Origin of the sequence: Pseudoalteromonas agarivorans (assembly GCF_024518735.1) — a bacterium.
Classification (GTDB): domain Bacteria; phylum Pseudomonadota; class Gammaproteobacteria; order Enterobacterales; family Alteromonadaceae; genus Pseudoalteromonas; species Pseudoalteromonas atlantica.
Genome location: NZ_JANIGJ010000002.1, coordinates 198,626 through 219,338 on the forward strand (window position 1 = coordinate 198,626; position 20,713 = coordinate 219,338).

The window sequence follows — 20,713 nt, forward strand, 5'->3', positions numbered from 1 at the left end:
ATAAAAAATAGCTGAGCGGATATTTGCATTATGAGATTTCAATTTCATTTTGATTTGCAAAATGCAAACCAATTTAAAAATAACCATTAAGAACCTACCTACACAACCCAATCAATTAAAAAGGATTAGTATTTCAGCATTATTTACAGTTTTGCTTAATATATTAAGGCTTTTTAGGCAGTAAAAGTAATTGACTACGCAATACTCAATCGCCACCGCTTTTTTGAGAAAACAGTCAATTTTAACCTTTTGAGGTTAAATTTTTGCTAAACCCACTATTTATGTTTGTTCACTTAACAAATTAAAAATTTAATCGCAAATACCTTAAGGCCACCAGTAACTATTAACCTAAAAGCACGGTTGCATTGCTTGTTACTTTAATAACGACCAAATTTCGTTAATGCGCTCTAACTTAGAGTGTTTAGCATCATTAAGTTTTGGTAAGTATTGATTTAAGAGCAAATTGAGTTTTTCGCTAATAATTGGTTTAGCTAAATAGTCATTCATTCCTGCTTTAATAAAACGCTCTTTATCTCCATGAATCGCATTCGCTGTTAACGCTATAATAGGGGTGACAATAGCTAACTCTCTGATTTTTTTAGTAGCAGAAATACCGTCTAAAATTGGCATTTGAATATCCATAAATATTAAATCTATTGTTTGCGTTTTAACTTTTTCAATCGCCTCTTGCCCATTACTGGCTATTTTAACTAAGCACCCTTGCTGCTCTAAAAATTGCTGAATCACAATTTGGTTATTTTTATTGTCTTCAACCACGAGTACGTGGGTACCTTTAAATGGCTGAGCATTAATAGTGGCTGTGTTTAGTGTGGTTTCTTTTTTATTAGTAAAAATAATATCAAGATGAAAAAGCTCTTCCTCAAGCGCAGCAATCGCTCTGGGTAAATGCGAAGGCTTAAAAGGCCCATTAAACATCAACATACCAGAGCTCGGCGCCTCTGTTTTTTGGTTTTTACCCAGTAGGTCTATGAGTAATAAACACGGTTTATTTAGGCTCTTGTAACTTTTTAAAAATTGTTGCGCTGCGTCTAAATCGGCTTTGTTAGTGGTAACAATAGCGTCGGGCGTATCGATAATGTCTAGCTTTTCGATGTTTTCAAGGCGTGAAAAATCTATCGAATGGCGAGTAAGCATATGCTCTATCGCATTGTTTAATGGCAAGTTTTTGCTGTTCACACATACATAGGGCTTTTTAGCTCTGGCAGAAAAGCCTTCTCTTTGCACCTGCTCGCTTGTATCTATTAATAAAGGGTAATTCACAATAAACTCACTCCCTTTACCAAACTGCGAGTTAACCGTAATACTGCCCCCTGCAGCATCACATATTTGCTTACATATGGCTAAGCCTAAGCCACTTCCGCCATATTCCCGAGTGATAGAGTTATCCGATTGTATAAACGGCTTAAACATACTCTCGAGCTTGTTTTGCGCAATGCCTATTCCTGTATCTTTAAAGCTAAGATGCAACGTAAATTTATTATTTTCAAACTCAACACACTGTGCTGTCACTATAAGTGAACCTTTTTGAGTAAACTTAATGGCATTTGAGAGTAAATTTATTGCAATTTGCCTTATACGACCATGATCGCCCACCACCTGCGCAGGAACATCAGGGTGCAGATCAAAAATAAGTTCGAGGCCTTTTTGCACGGCGCTTTCACTTACAATATCAATAGCCTCTTCTAAGCAAATATCGAGGCTAAATGGCTGATTATCTATTGAGATTGCTTGCGCTTCAAAGCGTGAGTAGGTCAGCACGTCATCTAAAATACTCAATAATGCATCTGAACTTGTTTTAATCATTTGGGTGTAACGTTTTTGATCTGTTGTAAGCCCAGTGTCGTGTAAGATATCTGCACAGCCAATCACTGCATTTAAAGGTGTGCGTATTTCATGGCTTATATTGGCCATAAAGCGACTTTTAGACTCAGCCAACGATTCAGCCTGGTGCTTAGCATCTAAGAGTATTTGTTCAGCTATCACACGTTCTTGAATATCAACCACGGTCGCCGCTATAGACGTTAAGTGTGTGCCATTAAATGAAGTAATGGGTGTGAGGGTCATTTCAACCCAATTTGGCTCATTAAGCGCGTTGGTTAACCTAATATCCAAACGTTTAACTTCTCGGTTGCCACTACTGTAGCCTGTAAGTGCTGTGTTTAGCTTTTCCACATCCTCGCTCATTACAAAATTAGCAATGGGTAAGCCAAGGTGTTTATTTATGTCTGTTTGGAAAAAATCTTGCCATGCTTTGTTCATAAACAATAACCCGCCCTGCGCATCTAACCTCAATACAATATCAGGGATGTTATCGACCACAGAGTGGTAGTTATATTCTATTTCTGCCATGGCTTGTTCAGCTTTTACACGCTGGGTAATGTTGGTTTCTATGGCTATAAAATGCTTAACATTACCGTCATCATCTTTTACGGGGGTGGCATCAATAGCAACCCAGTATTCGTTTTTATTTTTATCATAATTAATGGTTTCTATTTGAAAAGGCTCGGCATTTTTAATCGCTTTAGCCATTAACTGGCGCGACTCTAGGCTGGTTTTAGGCCCTTGCAACAGTTTACCGGGGCTAAGCCCGATGACTTCCTCACATTTATAACTAGTAAGCGTTTCAAAGCTTTTATTAACCCATTCTATTTTGCCAAATCGGTCGGTAATTATAACTAAATTATTGGTGTGGCTTGCCACTAACGAAAGTCGCTTAGCGTACTCTTGTTGCTGGGTGAGTAAGTATTGGTAATCTTTATGTCGTTGAATGTCGTGTAACGAGCCAATAAACCCGCCGCTATCGTCGCAGGCCAAGCGCATTTCAAACCAGTTAGTAAGGCCGTCATTATTTTTTACTTGCAGCTCTATACTGGCACTAAAAACGCCTTCAAAAATAGACTCAATATACGCTGACAGCTTTAACGAGTCTTTGGTCTCTAGCAGTGATGTGATTTTTTTACCTATGAGCATGGCCGGCGTAAAACCCAACTTATTAAGCCATGCTTCGTTCACGTAGCTAAACACTAAATGTTTATCACATTCAAATACACACTCATCAAGTAAGGCAAGTAACTTAGTCTGCCTGCGGGTGTTTGCAGAAAGCTGCTCTATTAGCGCGTAATGAACTTGTACTTGTAGCTCGTCTTTTTCTTCCATATGCGCCTCATTCATTTACTAATTCTGTATGGCTGCACACCTTGGCATAAAGCGGAAAAACCTCTTCACAGTAAAATGATTGCTCAAACGGCGTTCTGCTTGATGTACAGTCATTAAGTACCGTCACATTAAAGCCAAGCTCTACCGCAGAACGCGCGGTAGAGTCAATGCAAATAGAGGTCACGGTGCCTGCTAAAACAATGTTATTGATGCCATTTTTATTAAGCACATTTGCAAGCTCTGTATGAGTAAACGCATTTAACCCGCGTTTACCGGGTATTTGCATAATACGTTTGCCATATTTATCAAATTCTTTAATGCCTTGAGCACCATAAGAGTCGGCTTTAAAAGCCCCTACTTCGGCAATCACTTTTAAAATACCAATTGGGTTTTTAAGCTCGCTATAATCTTGTGTAAAGTGAATAGGCGTACTGAGCACTAATGCAAATTTATCTATGTATTTGTCTAGCAGCGCTAACGTGTTATTTACCACACCGGTTACTCTTGATGACTCTTCAACCACTTGGTATAAAATGCCATCAGGCGAAAAGTAATCATTTTGAAAACCAATGAGCAGCAAAGCTGTTTTTGATAAATCGTTCATAACGTCCTCCTAAACGGGCCTTTAGGCAGCTTGCCAAGGCTTAATAAACTCTTCTAATACAGCTTTTGTTACCGGTTTTTGAAGATAGTGCGTCACCCCTTTTTCGAACAACTGAGCAATTTGTTGCTCCTCAGTAATGCCCGTTAAAATAACTTTTGGCGTGTTATCGTTTGGGGTGTTTTGTTTAATGAGCTGCTGAGCTACATCACTGCCAAACATACCTGGCATACGCTCATCTAACAGCAGTAAATCAAAAGGTTCTTGCTGGGCAATAAGTAAGGCACTTGAGCCATTTTCTGCACAGGTTACTGCGCAGCCAAGCATTTCAAGCATGACTTTGGTCGCAACTTGGCTTGGCAAGCTGTCATCAGCAACCAATACAGATAATTTGCTGTGGGTATTTAAATTATTTACCGCATTCACTAAGTCCGTATCAAAAAACGGCCACGCCAATACAGGTTGAGAAATGGCGTGTTGGCTTTGCAGCTCACTGAGCGCATCAAATGCGCAAATTTTTATACTCTGAGACGCCCCATTATTTAAAAAGTTACTCGCAAGTTGCTCTGCAGATAGGTGACGCGCATCTTCAATTTTTAAAGCGTTGGTGTGGTTGCTGTCGGCGAGTTTTAAACCATACTTTTGCGCACTAAAGTTAACTAGGTAATGAATGCTTTGCTCTAAGTCGACTTTACTATTAGCTGCGCTAATGAGCTCTTTGTTTGTATCTACCGATGAAATTGGCTCACGGGTTGCAAGTAAACCGTGTATATCAATGGTGTGCATTTCAGGATTCGAATCTACCCAGTAATTTAAATTAATACCCTGTAAATTGGCCTCTACTGTTAGCACAAAATGGCTTTTAGCGGCTTTTAGCGAAGGCAAAATAAACGCTTCACACTGGATAATCATTTGCTCAGGAGACACCTGTAAACAAATATAATTACACTGTAATTTGTTGATGAGTGTAATTGCCACATTTGTGTTGTCTGCTTTGCAAAAGCGGGCAATTACCCCTTGAATAATTTCTAAAACATGGCTGTTATTACTCATCATCGTTCCTAATAAGAATGGCTCTGTAGTTAAATATCAATTTACATGCCACTTGCAGCGCCTTTACTAATACGATGAATTCATTAGATTTAAAAATTACACATCCTTTGCATAAATGCGCTTTTGCAAATTGCAATTCAAAATGCATGGCAAATGAGTAATTAAGCGAGTTAACAGTAAAACAGAATTAACCAATCGATTTTTTGCGCTTTAAATTATTAATTAATCGTTTAATATGAACCCAACTAAATTGAGGAGAGTATTATGCTTACAGTAATTTTTGGCCGCGCAGGCTGCCCATTTTGTGTACGTGCTAAAGACGTTGCCGAGCAACTATCAAATGAGCGTGATGATTTTAAGTTTCGTTACATCGATATTATCAAAGAAGGCATTAGCAAAGCGGATTTAGAAAAGTCTGCAGGAAAACCATGCCCAACTGTGCCGCAAATTTTTGTAGATCAAACTCACATTGGTGGTTTTACTGAATTTGAAGCTTACGCAAAAGAAAATCTAGGCCTATATAAATAACGCTTTGTATATAGCTTGTTAACCAGTTTAAAAAATCAAAAATTTAAACTGGTTAAATTTCGACCAACATCAAGCACATACAAATTAGTTGTAATTTATACAAGCAATTGCCTCGTATTTCCTATACAATGCGCGCCTCTTTAAATTCGTTGAGGCGTATTAATGTCAGAACCAGTCACGTTTGAATCTCTAAATCTTTCTCCTGCAATTTTAAAGGCAGTTGAAGAGTTGGGTTACAAGACACCATCTGAAATCCAAGCTCAATGTATACCGTTATTGCTAGAAAGAAAGGACGTACTGGGACTAGCACAAACGGGTACAGGTAAAACTGCAGCATTTGCACTGCCGTTACTAAACAATATTGACCCGTCTGTGAAACAGCCACAGATCCTTGTACTCACACCAACACGTGAGCTTGCGATCCAAGTTGCTGAGGCATTTGAACAATATGCAAAAGGTACTCGTGGTGTTGAAGTATTAGCACTGTACGGTGGCCAAAGCTACAGCATTCAATTAAGCGCACTTCGTCGTGGCGCACAAATTATTGTTGCTACTCCGGGTCGATTAATCGATCACATAAACCGTGGCACTATCAAGTTTGATGCTTTACAAGCACTTGTACTTGATGAAGCCGATGAAATGTTACGTATGGGCTTTATCGATGATGTTGAAAACATCATGGAAAAAACACCGCGCGAAAAGCAAACATGTCTTTTCTCTGCGACCATGCCTAAGCAAATTCAAAACATCAGCAGCAAATATATGAATAACCCTGAACAGGTTCATATATCTGCGCGTAACTCAACTGTATCATCTGTTGAGCAAGTGTTTTGGAATGCACACGTACATAAAAACAAAGCCATTGTTCGTTTCTTAGAAGCAGAGCAATACGAAGGTGCTATTGTTTTCGTACGTACACGTAACGACACTGTGCAACTTGCTGAGTTACTAGAGCGCGAAGGTTTCTCTGCTGCGCCACTCAATGGTGACATGAACCAGCAAGCACGTGAACGCACGGTAGATCGCTTAAAAAGCGGTATGCTAAACGTTGTTATTGCAACAGACGTAGCAGCACGTGGTCTTGATGTAGACCGTTTAAGCTTAGTTATCAACTACGATATTCCACAAGACTCAGAAGCCTACGTTCACCGTATCGGCCGTACAGGTCGTGCTGGTCGTACTGGTAAAGCAATTTTATTTGTTAAGCATAACGAACGTTACTTGCTTAAAAATATTATTCGCCATACTAAGTCTGAAATTGCACAAGTTGAGCTACCTACAGCTAAAGTAGTTGAAGAAAAACGTATTAATGCGTTAAAAGAAAAGCTTACGCTTGCTCTTGAAAACAAAGACATTACGTTCTTCAATGAAGTTGCTGCTAGCATGGCACAAAAACTAGACTTATCTTTAGAAGACCTAGCGGGTGCATTACTGTGTTTAGCACAGCAACAGTCGCCAATTAAAGTTGAAGAAGTTAAGATTCAACCTCGCAACGAGCGTAATACACGTAACGAGCGTGGCGATCGTAATGACCGTCGTCGTAACGAACGTGGTGACCGCCCTGAGCGTAAACCTCGCGAGCGTAACAGCCGCGATGCAGGCCCTATGGATACTTACCGTATCGAAGTGGGTCGTGAGCACGGTGTACAGGTTAAAAACATTGTTGGCGCGATTGCTAACGAAGCTGATATCTCAAGCAAGTTTATTGGTGACATTCGTCTACACGACAGTCACAGTACGGTACAATTACCGCAAAACATGCCTAAAGATGTACTTGATCACTTCCAAAAAGTGTTTATTTGTAAACGCCCAATGGGTATGACACTAACACAAGATCAAGGTCCAGCTGAGCCACGTGGTGAACGCGCTGAGCGCCCAAGTGGTGATAAAAAGCGTAGCTTTAACAAAGACAACCAACGCGGTGATAAGCGTGGCGGTCCTCGTAAAGAACGTCGCCCTGTGAGCTTCACATCTAACTAAGCTTTATAGCTTACGTTATAAAAAACCTTGCCACGAAAGTGCCAAGGTTTTTTTGTTTTAAAGCCACTGCTTTTGTAAAAAATAAAAATTCTGTAAACTAAGAAAAAACTATAATTCACGGATGAATTAAAATTGAAAAAACATTATGACAACTTGCTCTTTGCAGCAATAATAAGCTTTCCAATACTGAGCATTGCCATGCTTATGTTAATGGATTTTACCGATCCGCCATTTATCGAAAATAAAATTTATGAGGCTATTTTTTATATAGCGCTTCCTATTTTTTGCGGGGCATCATTTATCTATCTCCATGTACTTGTAATCAAAAAATATAGACGTTGCAGTGACTATAGAGAGCACCTTAAAGATAGCTTTTCAGATACAAAAATGAAGTTATCATTAATCTTCATCTACCCATTACTCCCTTTGTTAATCTATGCAACTCTCTATTTTTTACTCTCTGCCCCCATTGAGTTATGGGCTTACTACACGCAAGGCGATTATTGGTATAAGGAATATATCCTCACTGATGTACAAGAATGTGGGTCTGATTATGAAGATAGTTGTACTCGTTTATACTTTAAAGACCCTACAACTAACAAAACGCACGATTTTAGATGGTACGACGATAAATCTACAATAATGAATAACAAAAACGATTATGTGTATATTGTTGGTGAGGCCAGTTTGTTTGGCTATATAGTGAGAGAATTAGAAAGGTAATTAAAACTTCTTTTTACATTGCAGCAATTTTATATAAAAACCTCACTCAAGTGAGTGAGGTTCATAAATTAAGGTTTAAGTTAAGGTAACGCCGGATAAACGTAACTCGCATCTAACCCTAACGGAATACCGAGTGCCCAATACCCTAGCAAGAAAATACTCCAGCCAATCATAAACGCGATTGAGTAAGGGATCATAAGCGCGATAAGCGTGCCTATACCAGTATCTTTTACGTACTTTTGGCAGTACACCACAACCAATGGGAAATACGGCATAAGTGGGGTAATAATGTTTGAGCTAGAGTCTCCGATTCTGTAAGCCGCTTGGGTTAAATCGGGTGATATACCTAGCTGCATTAACATTGGTACAAAAATAGGTCCCAGTAACGCCCATTTTGCAGAGCTTGAGCCAACGAACAAGTTTACAAAGCCGGTTAAAAATATAATACCTACAACCGTTACGGCGCTGGGCAACTCCATTGCTTTTAAAAGCTGCGCCCCTTCAATGGCCATTAATGCCCCTAAGTTAGACTTAGAAAACGCTGCAATAAACAACGCACAAAAGAACGCCATTACAATGTAATAAGCCATGCCACTCATCGCGGTACTCATCGCATCTATCATATCTTTTGAGGTTTTAAAGGTACCAACGGTAAAACCATACACGGCACCGGGTATCCAAAATAATAAAAAGATTAAAGGCACGATAGATTGCATCAGGGGCGATCTAAAATTAGTTAGTGAGCCATCAGCACTGCGCATTGCTGAATCGGCAGGAGCGGATACAAATGCAAGTAAAGCAAGTCCTGCAATCATTACGCTACTGGCTATAAAAAAAGCACGTTTTTCATTACTTTTAGCTTCATCAAACGCGGGTAAGTTTTGGGTGTCTTCATTAAGTGCTGTGTTTTTTAACCGAGGCTCTATTATTTTATCAGTGATATACCAGCCTAATAACACAATAAATAAACTCGAGGCAGAAGTGAACGCCCAGTTATTAAGCGGGTTAATCGACATATCGGGGTTAATAATTTGCGCTGCACTTTGGGTAAAGCTTTGCAGTAATGGGTCTATTCCTGACGGGATAAAGTTAGCCCCAAACCCACCACTCACACCAGCAAATGCGGCTGCAATACCCGCTAATGGATGTCGCCCTGCGGCAAAGAAAATAACACCCGCTAATGGGATCACTAATACGTAGCCAGCATCGGTTGCTGTATGGCTTACAATAGCTACTAAAATGACTGAAGGGGTCAGCAGTTGCCTTGGGGTAACTTTAAGCATTAGCTTAAGGCCTGTATTGATATAACCCGAGTGCTCAGCCACTCCCACACCTAACATGGCAACCAATACCACCCCTAGCGGTGCAAAGCCTGTAAAGGTTTTTACCATGGAAGATAAAAACGAGGCAAGTGAGTCGCCCTCTAATAGGTTATTTACAACAATGGCTTGGCCTGTCCGTGGGTCTAACGCGTCAAAGCTCACCCCCGACAGTAACCACGAGCACAACCAAATAAGTAACATAGCGAATAAGAAAATAATCGCCGGATCGGGAAGTTTGTTACCAACTCGCTCCACAAAGTTTAAAAAACGCGCGATTAACCCTGTAGGTACCGCAGCTTGATTATTATTGTTCATTTAAAGCTCCCAAAATAGGTTTAAGTAACAATATACTATTAATGTGTAACAGTAAATTAACTAATAAATCTATTATGGGCACAAATAGAGCATAAAAAAACGCGGCTTCATTATCGTCGCCGCGTTTTTATAATTGTGAACTAAACAACGTTTAAGCGAGGGCTTTCACTTCTTCCCAAAGCCTAACAACCAAGGTTTTATCTTCTTCGTTTAGCTCGCCATTGCGGTATGCTTTAACTAAGCTTTGCTCCACGGTTTCGTTGAGCTCATCAATAGAAATTGTCAGCTCTTCTACTTCTGCATAGCCTACTGCAAGGTCGTAATGTCCGCGCAAGTAACCACCAGCGAACAGCTCATCATCTGTTGCTTTAATTACTAAATCATCAAAGTATTGCTGCGCAGCATCAATATAATTCACTAAACTCATTGTGTTACTTCTCCTGGTTTTCATAACCGACAGCATACATAATATGGTCGTTATAGCCGGTGGTTACTTTAATGTAACCTGTTAATTCATCATCTAAAGCGCTGTCGCCGGTGTCACAAATAAGTGGACGCCCGTTCAACGCGTGTAATTTGGTTTTAGTTGCCACCACAATAATGTTTTCTTTGCCAATGGTGCGAATAAGCTCAGGGCTTAGCTGCTGATTCCCTCGACCAAAAATATGGCCTTGCCCGCCTATTAATGTAATAACTAATTGAGTAGCTTGCCCATGCGTGTACTCAAGTAGCTGTTTAGCAGTTAAGTCTTGCGCAACTAGGGTTTGACCTTTAATTAAATCTACGCCTAATAAAGTATTATCCAGCCCCATTTCTTGCATTATTGCTTCAACAGTTGAGCCACTACCCATAATGTAATAAGTGTCTTCATCCATTTCGCTCACCACATGCGCTGCAATGTCGGCAAGTACTAATTCGTCTGTTTCTTTACCACCATTTTTAACCGCTTGTACATAACGTACTTCGCTTGGTATTTGCATTTCTCCGTAGCGCTTAGCTTTTACGGTGCCTTGCCTAAACGCCTCTTCATCAATATCCATTACATCGGCATCTGCAAGTGTAACTAGCTCGCCTTTTACTAGCATTTCTACTACGCGCCCTGCTGCTTTAGGTGTAATTGCATATACGCCAGAGTGAATTTTACAGCCAGCAGGTATACCCAGCACTGGTACGGTATCTTCTATCGCATGACAAATATTGCGCGCAGTACCATCACCACCAGCAAAAAGGACTAAATCTACGCCTAAATTTTTAAGTAGCTTTGCGCTAGCCTCTGTATCATCGGCGCTTGTTATGGTATTGGCGGTATAAATTACCTCAACATTAAAGCCTAGTGCGCGTGCTGCTTTTTCGCCCATATCGCCATTTACAGTATAAATTGTTAACTGCTCTTTATAGGGTACAAGTACTTCTAGGGCTGCCTGTGTGCGGCTGTTAGCTTTGGCTTGCGCACCCAGCTCAATTGCTTTTGCAGCAGTGTTTTCGCCATCACTGCCTTTTAAAGCAACGCTGCCACCAAGCCCTGCAACAGGGTTAATAATTAAGCCTAACTTAAACTGCATTTTGTAACTCCTGAGGGTGGTGCCAATTAAATTGTTGAGCGGTTAACGGCCACGGTGTTTTATAAAAATCACTTAACGCTTTTAATAATGCATGGGTACGTGCGTTAACTCCCTGCTCTAATAACATTAATACTTGCTGGTGTACTCGCGCCTGAAAGTCAAACCGACAAGTTTGCTCACCGTTCAAGTTATCTACCGACACATTAAAATCAAAGCCAGCAGCGGTGCTGAGCAGCCACTCTATGGCTTGTGGTTTTATTTCTACGTTTTCAAATTCAGCCTGCTGGTGTTTATCTCGCCCATCTGGGCAGTACCAATACCCATAATCTTCAAGCTCTCTGCGTTTATTGCCAGCCACTAACCAATGCGCTATTTCATGTAGGGCACTGGCGTAAAAGCCGTGTGCAAATACAATTTGATTAAAACCATGGGTATTATTGGCAGGTAGATAAACAGGCTCATCATCGCCTTTTACTAAGCGAGTGTTATGGCTTTGATAAAAAACACTATCGAAAATAGATATAAGATCGGCTATATGATGCATAAAAACTGATTAATTCGTCTCGGTTACAGCGCAAAATTAGCGCACTAAAAACGAGACGAATTGTACGGGCTTTTACCTTTAAAGTAAAAGTGATGAGCGAGTTATACCTCTACTCCCGCCTCATCGCACTGCACTATATCGGTTTCTGTAAGTGCTTGGGTTATCCACTTTTGCAAAACAGGGCAACGCATCACAAAATCACAATACTGCTGCGCCGCTGGGGATAAGGTAATCTGATACGTTTTTAAACGAAGTACAATGGGGGCGTACATCGCATCGGCAATACTAAAGTCGCCAAAAAACCATTCATTAGGAAACATATCTTGCTGCTGGGAAAATATCTCATCAATACGTTGAATATCTTTTAGTGCAGCACTTGATAGCGTTACTTTACGTGTGGCTCTTATATTCATCGGCATTTCGTTTCTCAGTGCCATAAAGCCTGCATGCATTTCAGCGCTTAATGCGCGCGCTGTAGCTCGCTGAGTAATATATTTAGGCCACCCTGCTCCCGATAAATGGGCATCGTTAATATATTCACAAATTGCGAGCGAGTCCCACACCTGCAAATCACCATCAATTAACGCCGGCACTTTTTGAACGTGGAAGTGTTGTTTTAGTTCGTCGTAAAAGTCACTGGTGTCGAGCACAAGCTGGGTTTCGTCAAACGGGACATCAAATTTACTCATTAAATACCATGCGCGTAATGACCAGCTAGAATAGTTTTTATTACCGATAAATAATTGCATTTTGTATATACCAAAGTGAATAGGCTTCCCTACTTTACTAGGTGATTAAACAACCAACAACACTTTGTTTTTTATTCTTAATGCTAAATTTAAAGCCTCTAAAATAAACAGTATTACTATCAATTAGCTAACTGCGCATTTAAATGTTTTTTTAATAAACGGGTATTGCGGGTGTTGGCTTTAAAAAAAGCATCAAATATATCGCCAAAAAATGGAACTAAGCCGCCTACAAAATCAATCAGCATATTAATGATCATCTTCGTTTTTATGCGTTTACTTACGCCCAAACGCTGCGCCTCTACCAGTACATAGCTTGATAAAATAAGCCCTGCGGCATCACCTATAACGGGTATTAAACCAATCACAGCCTCTAGGCCAATATTAAATTTAGTAAAAGGGATACCAATGCTGCTGTCTGTAAGCTTACTAAAGCGCTCTAGCCTTGCTATAGCAGCTTGGGTTTCAAGGTGTGTGTTATCGTGCTTATTATCGTTCATGATTACTCTCCTCCTTAAAACAGTATATAGCGCAAACTTGAACAACCCCTGAAAGGCTTAAAAGCAAATTACAGGCACAAAAAAACGCGGTACTCCGCGCTTTTTTAAAATATTAACGGTTAAACAGAGCCATTAATTGGTCCATGTTCGTGGTTAACATGAGGGTTTTGCCCGCGCTGGCGCAGTAAATGGTCCATTAAGGTAATGGCCATCATTGCCTCAGCAATAGGAATTGCACGAATACCAACACACGGATCGTGGCGCCCTTTGGTGATCATCTCTACTGCTTCGTTTTCAGTATTAATACTTTTACCTGGAATAGTGATACTTGATGTAGGCTTAAGCGCAATAGAGGCAATAATATCTTGCCCTGTAGAAATACCAGCAAGTACGCCACCCGCGTGGTTTGAGGTAAAGCCTTCTGGGGTTAACTCATCACGATGCTCGGAGCCTTTTTGCTCAACCACATCAAAGCCATCGCCAATTTCTACACCTTTAACGGCATTAATGCTCATTAGTGAATGCGCAATCTCAGCATCTAGCCTATCAAATACAGGCTCGCCTAATCCTACCGGTACGTTGCTAGCCACTACTTTTACTTTAGCGCCCACTGAGTCACCTTGCTTTTTAAGGTCTCGCATGTACTCATCAAGCGCTTCTAGCTTACTTGCATCAGGGAAAAAGAATAAGTTGTTTTCAACTTCATCCCAGTCGTAGCTTTCAGCTTTTATTGGCCCAAGTTGGCTTAAACATGCTTTTACTTCAATACCATGAAACTGCTTTAAGTATTTTTTAGCAATTGCGCCTGCCGCTACACGAATTGCGGTTTCACGAGCAGAAGAACGACCACCGCCGCGATAATCGCGCAGGCCGTATTTGTGCCAGTAAGTGTAATCGCCATGACCTGGGCGAAACACATCTTTAATTTTACCGTAGTCTTTTGAGCGCTGATCGGTATTTTCGATAAGTAAACCAATGCTTGTGCCTGTGGTTTTACCTTCAAAAACGCCTGAAAGAATTTTTATCTGATCGTCTTCTCGGCGCTGCGTTGTATAGCGGCTTTGCCCTGGTTTACGACGGTCTAAATCAATTTGTAAGTCAGCCTCTGTGATCTCAAGGCCTGCGGGAGTACCATCTACAACACCGCCTAGGGCAACGCCGTGGCTCTCACCAAAGGTGGACACTTTAAACAACTGCCCTATGCTATTACCTGCCATTAACTTTCCTCATTCCTAATGACTACAAAAGTTGCCGAGCATACGCTCGGCCTAAAATTTATTTTGCAAAATACGTATCAAGCTGCGCTTTGCTTATTACAAATACACCTAAGCCGCCTTGCTCAAACTCAACCCACTCAAATGGTGCGCCCGGATACAAAGCATCCATATGTACCATAGAGTTACCAACTTCTACAAATAACAAACCGTTATCAGTTAGATGATTGCTAGCATGCTCTAAAATAGTACGGGTAACGTCTAAGCCATCATGCCCAGATGCTAAACCAAGCTCAGGCTCATGATGAAATTCTCGTGGTAAATCAGCCATGTCCTCAGCATCAACATACGGTGGGTTGGCTACTATTAGGTCATACTTTTGCCCTGGTACACCACTAAATACATCTGACTGAATAGGCAGTACGCGGTCACTTAGCATATAGTCGTTTATGTTTATATCTGCTACTTCAAGCGCTTCATACGAAATATCAACCGCATCTACTTGCGCCGTTTCAAACGCCTGAGCAAGCGCAATAGCAATACAAGCAGAGCCTGTGCATAAATCTAAAATACGGTTAACGCTTTGCGGCTGCTCAAGCCACGGTGAAAACTTATTAGCAATAAGTTCTGCAAACGGCGAGCGCGGAATAAGCACACGCTCATCAACATAAAATGGCATGCCCGCGAACCAAGCAATGTTTGTTAAATAAGGAACCGGCGTGCAGTCATTTATACGCTCTGCGATTAACCCTGCTAGGCGGTTTTTTTCTGTGCTTGTTAACCGCGCATGCATTAACTCTTTGGGGGCATCAATAGGTAAACTTAGTGCAGGAAGTAATAAGCTAACTGCTTCATCCCACGCGTTATCTGTGCCATGTCCAAAAAATATTCCACTACTTGCAAATTGGCTTGTAGTCCAGCGTAACCAGTCATGTAACGTTGACAGTTCTGCAACAGCTTCATCAAGTGTTGCTTCTTCTATTTGTAAATCACTCATATTTTTTACCTGTTTTAGCTAACTGACTGTTTTGAGTCTTTGCGACGATTGCATTGCCTAACTGTGCTGAGCAAATTACAATTGCCCCTCACCTTTATATTGTACCGCCTTTTGCGCTGCGTTTTTACGTTTTTTTGTTTAGGTAAAATTTATGAAAAAAGACATCTCATCACAATCGTCCCTAAGCAATGACGACATTGACCTTTTTCGCCAAACAATTACAGGCGCTAAGGTGTTTAAACAAGATACCCATAGGTTTGATACAAAACCTAAGGTGTCACAAGCGAAGCAATTTGCCCAGCAAAAAAAGCAGGTTGAGTCTGAATTTTTCTTCTCTGACGAATATATTCCCGATATAGACACAAATAGCACCATTAATTACGTGCAAAATGGCCACGACTCTTTTTTAGCAAAACAGTTACGACGCGGCGACTTTGCGCCCGATTTAACACTCGACCTGCACGGGCTTAATAAAGAACGTGCAAAAGATGAACTCGCGGGACTCATCCACGAGTGCAAAAAACAGCATTATTACTGCGCGTGCATAGTGCATGGCATTGGCGAGCGTGTTTTAAAACACAAAGTACCGCAGTATTTGGTACAGCACCCCGATGTAATTGCCATGCATCAAGCACCGCTTGAATATGGCGGGCGCGGTGCCGTGCTGATTTTAATTGATTTACCACAAAGCGATGAGTTTAGACGCTAATTAAAGGAAGAATACGTGCAAATTTTTTCGATTATTTTTCCCTTAATTTTTATTGTCGCACTGGGTTACACCTGTTGTTATTTTAAATTTTTTAATCAGCAGCATATTGCCGGCTTAAGTAAATTTACTTTTTATGTGAGCTTACCCGCCTTTTTAATGCTCAATATGTCGCAAATAAATTTGCATCAAAGTATTAGCCTCGAAGCATTTTTAAGCTTTTATATTCCTGTATTAGCGGTATTTGCTTTGGGCATACTTATTGATAGGTACTATTTAACTAAACAAGCCAATACTGGAAATTATCAACAGCATAGTGTGTTTGGTCTTGCCGGTAGTTATTCAAATATGGTGTTAGTGGGTATACCCATTGTTATTGCTTCACTTGGCAAAGACATGATTGCTATCGCCTTTATGATCATCACATTTCATAGCACGCTGCTTTTTGCGTTAACTTATTTAATAGGCGCGAAAGGAAACACAGCTGACTTCTCGTGGGCAAAATTTGCTAAAAACATGGTCCTTAACCCTATAGTGTTAAGTATTGGCTGTGGATTACTTTTAAATGTGTCGGGAATTACATTATTTGCTAATTTAGCCAATGCCTTAGAGCTACTCGCCAGCCCTGCTATTGCATGTGCTTTATTTGTGTTAGGCGCTAATTTGGTGTTTTATAAGGTGGCAGCAAATTGGCAGCCGGCCCTTATTTCTTCTCTGTTAAAAATACTGATTTTGCCTGCTGCTGTGTGTGTAGCAGCTACGTGGGTGTTTGTACTAGATACGCAAATTCGTAACGTACTGGTATTGCTAAGCGCCTCGCCTGTTGGCGTTAATGCGTATTTAATTGCAAGCCAATTAAATACGCATCAAGTTACGCTCGCCGGTGCAGTGGTGCTTTCAACGGTGCTTAGTGTAGTAAGCTTTTCGTTTTGGCTTGCTGTGCTTTTATAAAATCGCTTATTTAAGTGCGGCCACTACCGAAATTTCAACCAATAGCGCATCGCGCGCCATTTTAGCTTCAACACAGGCGCGTGCTGGTGCATAACCTTCTGGCACCCATGCATCCCATACTGCATTCATATCGGCAAAATATTCCATGCTCTTAACGTAAATAGTTGCGCTTAGCATATGCTTTTTAGAACTCCCTGCCTGCTCAAGTAAGGCCTCTACTTTGTCGAGCATAGTTTGTGTTTGCTCTGTAATGTTTTGCTCTGCATCGCTGCATACTTGTCCGCATAAATAAACGGTTCCATTATGTTTAACTATACGGCTCATGCGCGCACCCGTTTCAAGGCGTTCTATACTCATTGTTATCTCTTTTCTCTATATGTTTGCAGGCGCGTTAATATTTACATATTCACTGCGCTGTGAGGTTTCATCATACTGAATTACAGCAACCGCTGCGGTGTTAAAAATAGGCATATTACCCGGGCTGAGCTGATCAACTATATAGCTCACTATGGGCATATGGGCGACCACTAACCAGGTATTACACTGAGGATGCATAGCAATAAGTGTTTCTAAATAATCAGCTGCTATTTGCGGCTTTCCCTCGGGGATTATGTCGCTACAGGTTTCACTAAATTTAAATACATTGTTTTTTTCAACTTCTTTAGCTGTTTGCTGCGCGCGCGAGTAAGGACTTACCAATAACGCATCAACAGAAAAGTGTTTGTGTAGCCATAAGCCCATTTTTTCTGCTTCTGCATGGCCTTTCGGTGTTAGGTTTCTTGCTGCGTCGTTAGCTTGCATCGGTGTCGCTTCGCCGTGGCGCATAATTAAGATTGTTTTCATAAAAAATCAACCGATTAATGAATATAAAACAGTAGCCAGTTTGCCCATTTGTCCGCTATATTAACTATTATTCCAAAGAATAATTCTCTCATGATATTCAGGTAAATCTTTTCGCTATTTTTTCGCTGTCCTGAAGCTATCATCTGTTGTTAACAAGTAAACGTCTAGTTTCAGGAGCATCATTTGAATATCAGCCGCAATGATAACAGAGCATACCGCGCCATTACACTCGACAATGGGCTAAAAGTATTATTAGTGCAAGATAAAGATTCAACTAAAGCCGCTGCTTCTATGGCAGTTAACGCTGGCCATTTTGATGACCCCCTTGACAGGCAAGGCCTTGCACACTTTTTAGAGCATATGCTTTTTTTAGGTACCGACCAATACCCTGATTCTGGAAGCTTTAATAATTTTGTGTCTCAATCGGGCGGTAACACCAACGCCTGGACCGGCACTGAGCACACGTGCTATTACTTTGATATTAATAACCAAGCCATTGAAAAAGCACTTGCGCAATTTAGCCGTTTTTTTATTGCCCCATTATTAAACCCAGCTGAAACCGAAAAAGAACGTAATGCCATAGAGGCTGAGTTTAAATTAAAAATAAAAGATGATGGGCGTCGTATTTATCAGGCTCATAAAGAAACCGTAAACCCAGCCCACCCCTTTGCTAAATTTTCGGTGGGTAATTTACATACCCTCGCCGATAGAGAGCGCTGCATAAGTGACGAGTTAAGAGATTTTTTTAATAAGCACTATCAAGCGCAGTGGATGACACTGGTAATTTGTGCCAACGAACCGCTTAATACACTCGCGCAGTGGACACATCGCTATTTTAGTGGCATTAATGGCCATAAAGGTGCGCTTAAAGCCCCTATTGAGGAGCCATTATATCGCGCGCAAGATATTGGCAAAGTACTGCACATTGAACCACACAAGCACATGCAAAAACTCATTATTAGTTTTGCTATGCCAAATATCGATGACTTTTATCGCCACAAAACCGTCAGCTTTATAGCCCATTTACTCGGCTACGAAGGCGCAGGCTCGTTGTACTCAATTTTAAAAGAGCAAGGGTGGATTAACGCACTTTCTGCCGGCGGCGGTATAAATGGCAGTAACTTTAAAGATTTTAACATTAGCATGGCGCTTACCGATGAAGGCATTGAATACTTTGAAGACATAATAGAAATTGTGTTTGAGTATATTTGCCTAATCAACGATAACACCGACAAACTACCGCGCCTATATCAAGATAAAAAAAACCTGTTACAAATTGCGTTTGATAACCAAGAAAAATCACGCTTAATAGATTGGGTAAGTAACCTAAGCATTAATATGCAGCACTACGACGAAGCTAACTATGTGCAAGGCGATTACTTAATGGAGGGCTTTAATAAAGCCACTCACGAAATGGCGATGCAATGGCTTAACCCACATAATATGCGCTTAGTACTTATTCATCCAGGCGTAGAGGCAGAGCACACCACCGCGTGGTACAACACCCCTTACAAAGTTGAGCCAATTTCGCCGCATTGGCTGGAGTCGCTTGCGCACATAAATAAACCGCTGAGCACTATGCTGCTGCCCACAGCAAACCCCTATTTAACAAAAGAAGTGGTGCTATACGAAGTCGAAAAACCTCAAACCAAGCCTTTACTGTTAGTTAAAGAGCCTGGGTTTGACTTTTGGTTTAAACAAGACAACACCTTTAGAGTGGCCAAAGGTCATTTTTATTTAGCAATGGACTCGCACTTTGCAGTAAAAGATGTAAAGCACATGGCATTAACGCGCCTTTTTAGTGACTTATTTATGGACAGTGTTGGCGAGCAGTTTTACCCCGCAGAATTGGCAGGTTTAAGTTATCATTTAACCTCTCACCAAGGCGGGCTTACGTTGCACACCGCTGGGCTATCGACTAGTCAGCTAGAGTTGGTGGAGCAATTACTTGATGCGCTATTTAATGTTGATATTTGCGCACGCCGCTTTGCCGAATACAAAAAGCAATTGGTAAGGCACTGGCGCAACAGCAACCAAAATAAACCCGTGAGTAAATTATTTAGCGTGTTAGGTGCCAAAATAATGCCATGGAACCCACAACCTGACGAGTTAGCCACGGCACTTAAAAATACGTGTTTTCAGCAATTTAACGAATTTAGAGCCGACTTTTTTAAAGCCCTACATGTTGAGTCGTTTTTACACGGTAATTGGCAACAAACAGACGCGAAGGTATTTCATAAAAAAGTGGCTGAGCATTTAAAAAACGCCACGGCTATTGAAGATTTAACACGCCCGCTGCACGAGATAGACCAAGTGACTCGCTGCGAACTTGAACTGCCATGCAGTGATAACGCCATGGTCATTTACTACCAAGCACAAAGTGCAGAAGTGGATGAAAAAATTAAATTAATGGCACTTAACCATATAATTAACCAAGACTATTTTAACGAGCTGAGAACCACACAACAGCTAGGTTACTTAGTTGGCTCTGGCTATGCACCATTTAACACCCGCGCCGGTATTGCTTTTTATATTCAATCACCAAAATTTGAAGCTCAGACTCTACTGCACAGGCATAATCATTTTGTAAGCCAGTTTATTGCTAACCTAGACTCCCTGGATGAAACAACATGGCAGCAGCATAAACAAGGTTTGACAACTCATATTGCTGAAAAAGATAAAAACTTACGGTTACGTTCACAGCGCTTTTGGCTTGCAATAGGCAATAAAGATCATGACTTTCATATGCAAAAACGCCTGCTAGAGGCACTGCACGCCCTCAGCCTAGAAGAAATGAAAAGCTATGCCATAGCTACTTTTTCTAAAGATAGGCCAAGGTATGAGTTATTAAGTAGCGCAAAAGTAAATAAATCGCAAAAAATGCCGCTTTGCTCGCAATCTCTTTGACTCTGCAAGTGGCATGATTTAAATTATCATTTGTTAATTAGTAG

19 protein-coding genes are annotated in these 20,713 nt (G+C 40.9%); 6 read left to right on the plus strand and 13 right to left on the minus strand.

Annotated features, from left to right (window positions below; genetic code table 11):
• Window positions 1–372 precede the first annotated feature (372 nt).
• The 3 genes from NQT65_RS05260 to NQT65_RS05270 are packed head-to-tail and all read right to left on the minus strand — an operon-like array spanning window position 373 to window position 4,834.
• Window positions 373–3,192: a PAS domain-containing protein gene (locus tag NQT65_RS05260; RefSeq protein ID WP_256850658.1), complete on the minus strand. Its 2,820-nt coding sequence runs from the start codon at window positions 3,190–3,192 to the stop codon at window positions 373–375.
• Window positions 3,185–3,781 (minus strand): cysteine hydrolase family protein, encoded by a 597-nt coding sequence (locus tag NQT65_RS05265; RefSeq protein WP_024031899.1) that lies wholly within the window; start codon window positions 3,779–3,781, stop codon window positions 3,185–3,187. Before NQT65_RS05265 ends, NQT65_RS05260 begins: the two co-directional genes overlap by 8 nt.
• A gap of 21 nt (window positions 3,782–3,802) precedes the next feature.
• The gene (locus NQT65_RS05270) at window positions 3,803–4,834 is read right to left on the minus strand and encodes a response regulator (RefSeq protein ID WP_256850659.1); all 1,032 of its coding nucleotides are present in this window, start codon (window positions 4,832–4,834) and stop codon (window positions 3,803–3,805) included.
• Between the two features lie 261 nt (window positions 4,835–5,095).
• Here NQT65_RS05270 and NQT65_RS05275 point away from each other — a divergent pair, with 261 nt between their 5' ends.
• The 3 genes from NQT65_RS05275 to NQT65_RS05285 all read left to right on the plus strand — a co-directional run bounded on the left by NQT65_RS05275 (window position 5,096) and on the right by NQT65_RS05285 (window position 8,062).
• Entirely contained in the window at window positions 5,096–5,359 is a 264-nt protein-coding gene (locus NQT65_RS05275; RefSeq protein ID WP_256850660.1) for a GrxA family glutaredoxin, read from the plus strand.
• A 162-nt stretch (window positions 5,360–5,521) separates the two neighbouring features.
• Window positions 5,522–7,339 carry a DEAD/DEAH box helicase gene (locus NQT65_RS05280; RefSeq protein ID WP_004587284.1) on the plus strand — a complete coding sequence of 606 codons (1,818 nt, stop codon included), beginning with the start codon at window positions 5,522–5,524 and terminating at the stop codon, window positions 7,337–7,339.
• A gap of 132 nt (window positions 7,340–7,471) precedes the next feature.
• Entirely contained in the window at window positions 7,472–8,062 is a 591-nt protein-coding gene (locus NQT65_RS05285; RefSeq protein WP_256850661.1) for a hypothetical protein, read from the plus strand.
• An 80-nt stretch (window positions 8,063–8,142) separates the two neighbouring features.
• Here the strand turns inward: NQT65_RS05285 and NQT65_RS05290 are convergent, their stop codons facing one another.
• From NQT65_RS05290 to prmB, 8 genes are all read right to left on the minus strand, one after another.
• A complete protein-coding gene (locus NQT65_RS05290) occupies window positions 8,143–9,699 on the minus strand; it encodes an AbgT family transporter (protein WP_256850662.1) in 1,557 nt (518 codons plus the stop codon).
• A 151-nt stretch (window positions 9,700–9,850) separates the two neighbouring features.
• The gene (locus tag NQT65_RS05295; RefSeq protein ID WP_004587288.1) at window positions 9,851–10,126 is read right to left on the minus strand and encodes a YfcL family protein; all 276 of its coding nucleotides are present in this window, start codon (window positions 10,124–10,126) and stop codon (window positions 9,851–9,853) included.
• Between the two features lie 4 nt (window positions 10,127–10,130).
• Complete coding sequence (locus tag NQT65_RS05300; protein ID WP_256850663.1) at window positions 10,131–11,261, minus strand: ATP-NAD kinase family protein; 1,131 nt, start codon at window positions 11,259–11,261, stop codon at window positions 10,131–10,133.
• Window positions 11,251–11,805 carry an elongation factor P hydroxylase gene (locus NQT65_RS05305; RefSeq protein WP_055253038.1) on the minus strand — a complete coding sequence of 185 codons (555 nt, stop codon included), beginning with the start codon at window positions 11,803–11,805 and terminating at the stop codon, window positions 11,251–11,253. The genes NQT65_RS05300 and NQT65_RS05305 overlap by 11 nt, the downstream gene beginning before the upstream one ends.
• Before the next feature lie 101 nt (window positions 11,806–11,906).
• Window positions 11,907–12,554 carry a glutathione S-transferase family protein gene (locus NQT65_RS05310; protein ID WP_054982195.1) on the minus strand — a complete coding sequence of 216 codons (648 nt, stop codon included), beginning with the start codon at window positions 12,552–12,554 and terminating at the stop codon, window positions 11,907–11,909.
• Between the two features lie 119 nt (window positions 12,555–12,673).
• Window positions 12,674–13,051, minus strand: a complete 378-nt coding sequence (locus NQT65_RS05315; RefSeq protein WP_024031891.1) for a DUF4112 domain-containing protein — start codon at window positions 13,049–13,051, stop codon at window positions 12,674–12,676.
• Between the two features lie 119 nt (window positions 13,052–13,170).
• On the minus strand, window positions 13,171–14,268 hold the full coding sequence (gene aroC, locus NQT65_RS05320; RefSeq protein ID WP_024031890.1) for a chorismate synthase: 1,098 nt from the start codon (window positions 14,266–14,268) through the stop codon (window positions 13,171–13,173).
• A 58-nt stretch (window positions 14,269–14,326) separates the two neighbouring features.
• Window positions 14,327–15,262 carry a 50S ribosomal protein L3 N(5)-glutamine methyltransferase gene (gene prmB / locus NQT65_RS05325; protein WP_004587294.1) on the minus strand — a complete coding sequence of 312 codons (936 nt, stop codon included), beginning with the start codon at window positions 15,260–15,262 and terminating at the stop codon, window positions 14,327–14,329.
• 151 nt (window positions 15,263–15,413) lie between these two features.
• On the opposite strand from prmB, the gene smrB reads away from it, so the two are divergent.
• Window positions 15,414–15,971: an endonuclease SmrB gene (gene smrB, locus NQT65_RS05330; protein ID WP_024031888.1), complete on the plus strand. Its 558-nt coding sequence runs from the start codon at window positions 15,414–15,416 to the stop codon at window positions 15,969–15,971.
• Window positions 15,972–15,986: 15 nt separating this feature from the next.
• A complete protein-coding gene (locus NQT65_RS05335) occupies window positions 15,987–16,919 on the plus strand; it encodes an AEC family transporter (protein ID WP_256850664.1) in 933 nt (310 codons plus the stop codon).
• A gap of 6 nt (window positions 16,920–16,925) precedes the next feature.
• Here NQT65_RS05335 and NQT65_RS05340 read toward each other — a convergent pair whose 3' ends face one another.
• Window positions 16,926–17,276: a RidA family protein gene (locus NQT65_RS05340; protein ID WP_004587297.1), complete on the minus strand. Its 351-nt coding sequence runs from the start codon at window positions 17,274–17,276 to the stop codon at window positions 16,926–16,928.
• Between the two features lie 15 nt (window positions 17,277–17,291).
• Window positions 17,292–17,762, minus strand: coding sequence for a phosphohistidine phosphatase SixA (gene sixA, locus NQT65_RS05345; protein WP_004587298.1), 471 nt, complete (start codon window positions 17,760–17,762; stop codon window positions 17,292–17,294).
• 183 nt (window positions 17,763–17,945) lie between these two features.
• Here sixA and NQT65_RS05350 point away from each other — a divergent pair, with 183 nt between their 5' ends.
• A complete protein-coding gene (locus NQT65_RS05350) occupies window positions 17,946–20,669 on the plus strand; it encodes an insulinase family protein (protein WP_256850665.1) in 2,724 nt (907 codons plus the stop codon).
• The last annotated feature ends 44 nt before the right edge of the window (window positions 20,670–20,713 follow it).

Bases quoted from the DNA above. Each gene is read 5' to 3' on its own strand.
- NQT65_RS05275 (WP_256850660.1), top strand. From the start codon at position 5,096: ATGCTTACAGTAATTTTTGGCCGCGCAGGCTGCCCATTTTGTGTACGT.
- NQT65_RS05305 (WP_055253038.1), bottom strand. From the start codon at position 11,805: ATGCATCATATAGCCGATCTTATATCTATTTTCGATAGTGTTTTTTAT.
- NQT65_RS05340 (WP_004587297.1), bottom strand. From the start codon at position 17,276: ATGAGTATAGAACGCCTTGAAACGGGTGCGCGCATGAGCCGTATAGTT.
- NQT65_RS05295 (WP_004587288.1), bottom strand. From the start codon at position 10,126: ATGAGTTTAGTGAATTATATTGATGCTGCGCAGCAATACTTTGATGAT.
- NQT65_RS05260 (WP_256850658.1), bottom strand. From the start codon at position 3,192: ATGAATGAGGCGCATATGGAAGAAAAAGACGAGCTACAAGTACAAGTT.
- sixA (WP_004587298.1), bottom strand. From the start codon at position 17,762: ATGAAAACAATCTTAATTATGCGCCACGGCGAAGCGACACCGATGCAA.
- NQT65_RS05310 (WP_054982195.1), bottom strand. From the start codon at position 12,554: ATGCAATTATTTATCGGTAATAAAAACTATTCTAGCTGGTCATTACGC.
- NQT65_RS05315 (WP_024031891.1), bottom strand. From the start codon at position 13,051: ATGAACGATAATAAGCACGATAACACACACCTTGAAACCCAAGCTGCT.
- aroC (WP_024031890.1), bottom strand. From the start codon at position 14,268: ATGGCAGGTAATAGCATAGGGCAGTTGTTTAAAGTGTCCACCTTTGGT.
- NQT65_RS05265 (WP_024031899.1), bottom strand. From the start codon at position 3,781: ATGAACGATTTATCAAAAACAGCTTTGCTGCTCATTGGTTTTCAAAAT.
- prmB (WP_004587294.1), bottom strand. From the start codon at position 15,262: ATGAGTGATTTACAAATAGAAGAAGCAACACTTGATGAAGCTGTTGCA.
- NQT65_RS05270 (WP_256850659.1), bottom strand. From the start codon at position 4,834: ATGATGAGTAATAACAGCCATGTTTTAGAAATTATTCAAGGGGTAATT.
- smrB (WP_024031888.1), top strand. From the start codon at position 15,414: ATGAAAAAAGACATCTCATCACAATCGTCCCTAAGCAATGACGACATT.
- NQT65_RS05280 (WP_004587284.1), top strand. From the start codon at position 5,522: ATGTCAGAACCAGTCACGTTTGAATCTCTAAATCTTTCTCCTGCAATT.
- NQT65_RS05290 (WP_256850662.1), bottom strand. From the start codon at position 9,699: ATGAACAATAATAATCAAGCTGCGGTACCTACAGGGTTAATCGCGCGT.
- NQT65_RS05300 (WP_256850663.1), bottom strand. From the start codon at position 11,261: ATGCAGTTTAAGTTAGGCTTAATTATTAACCCTGTTGCAGGGCTTGGT.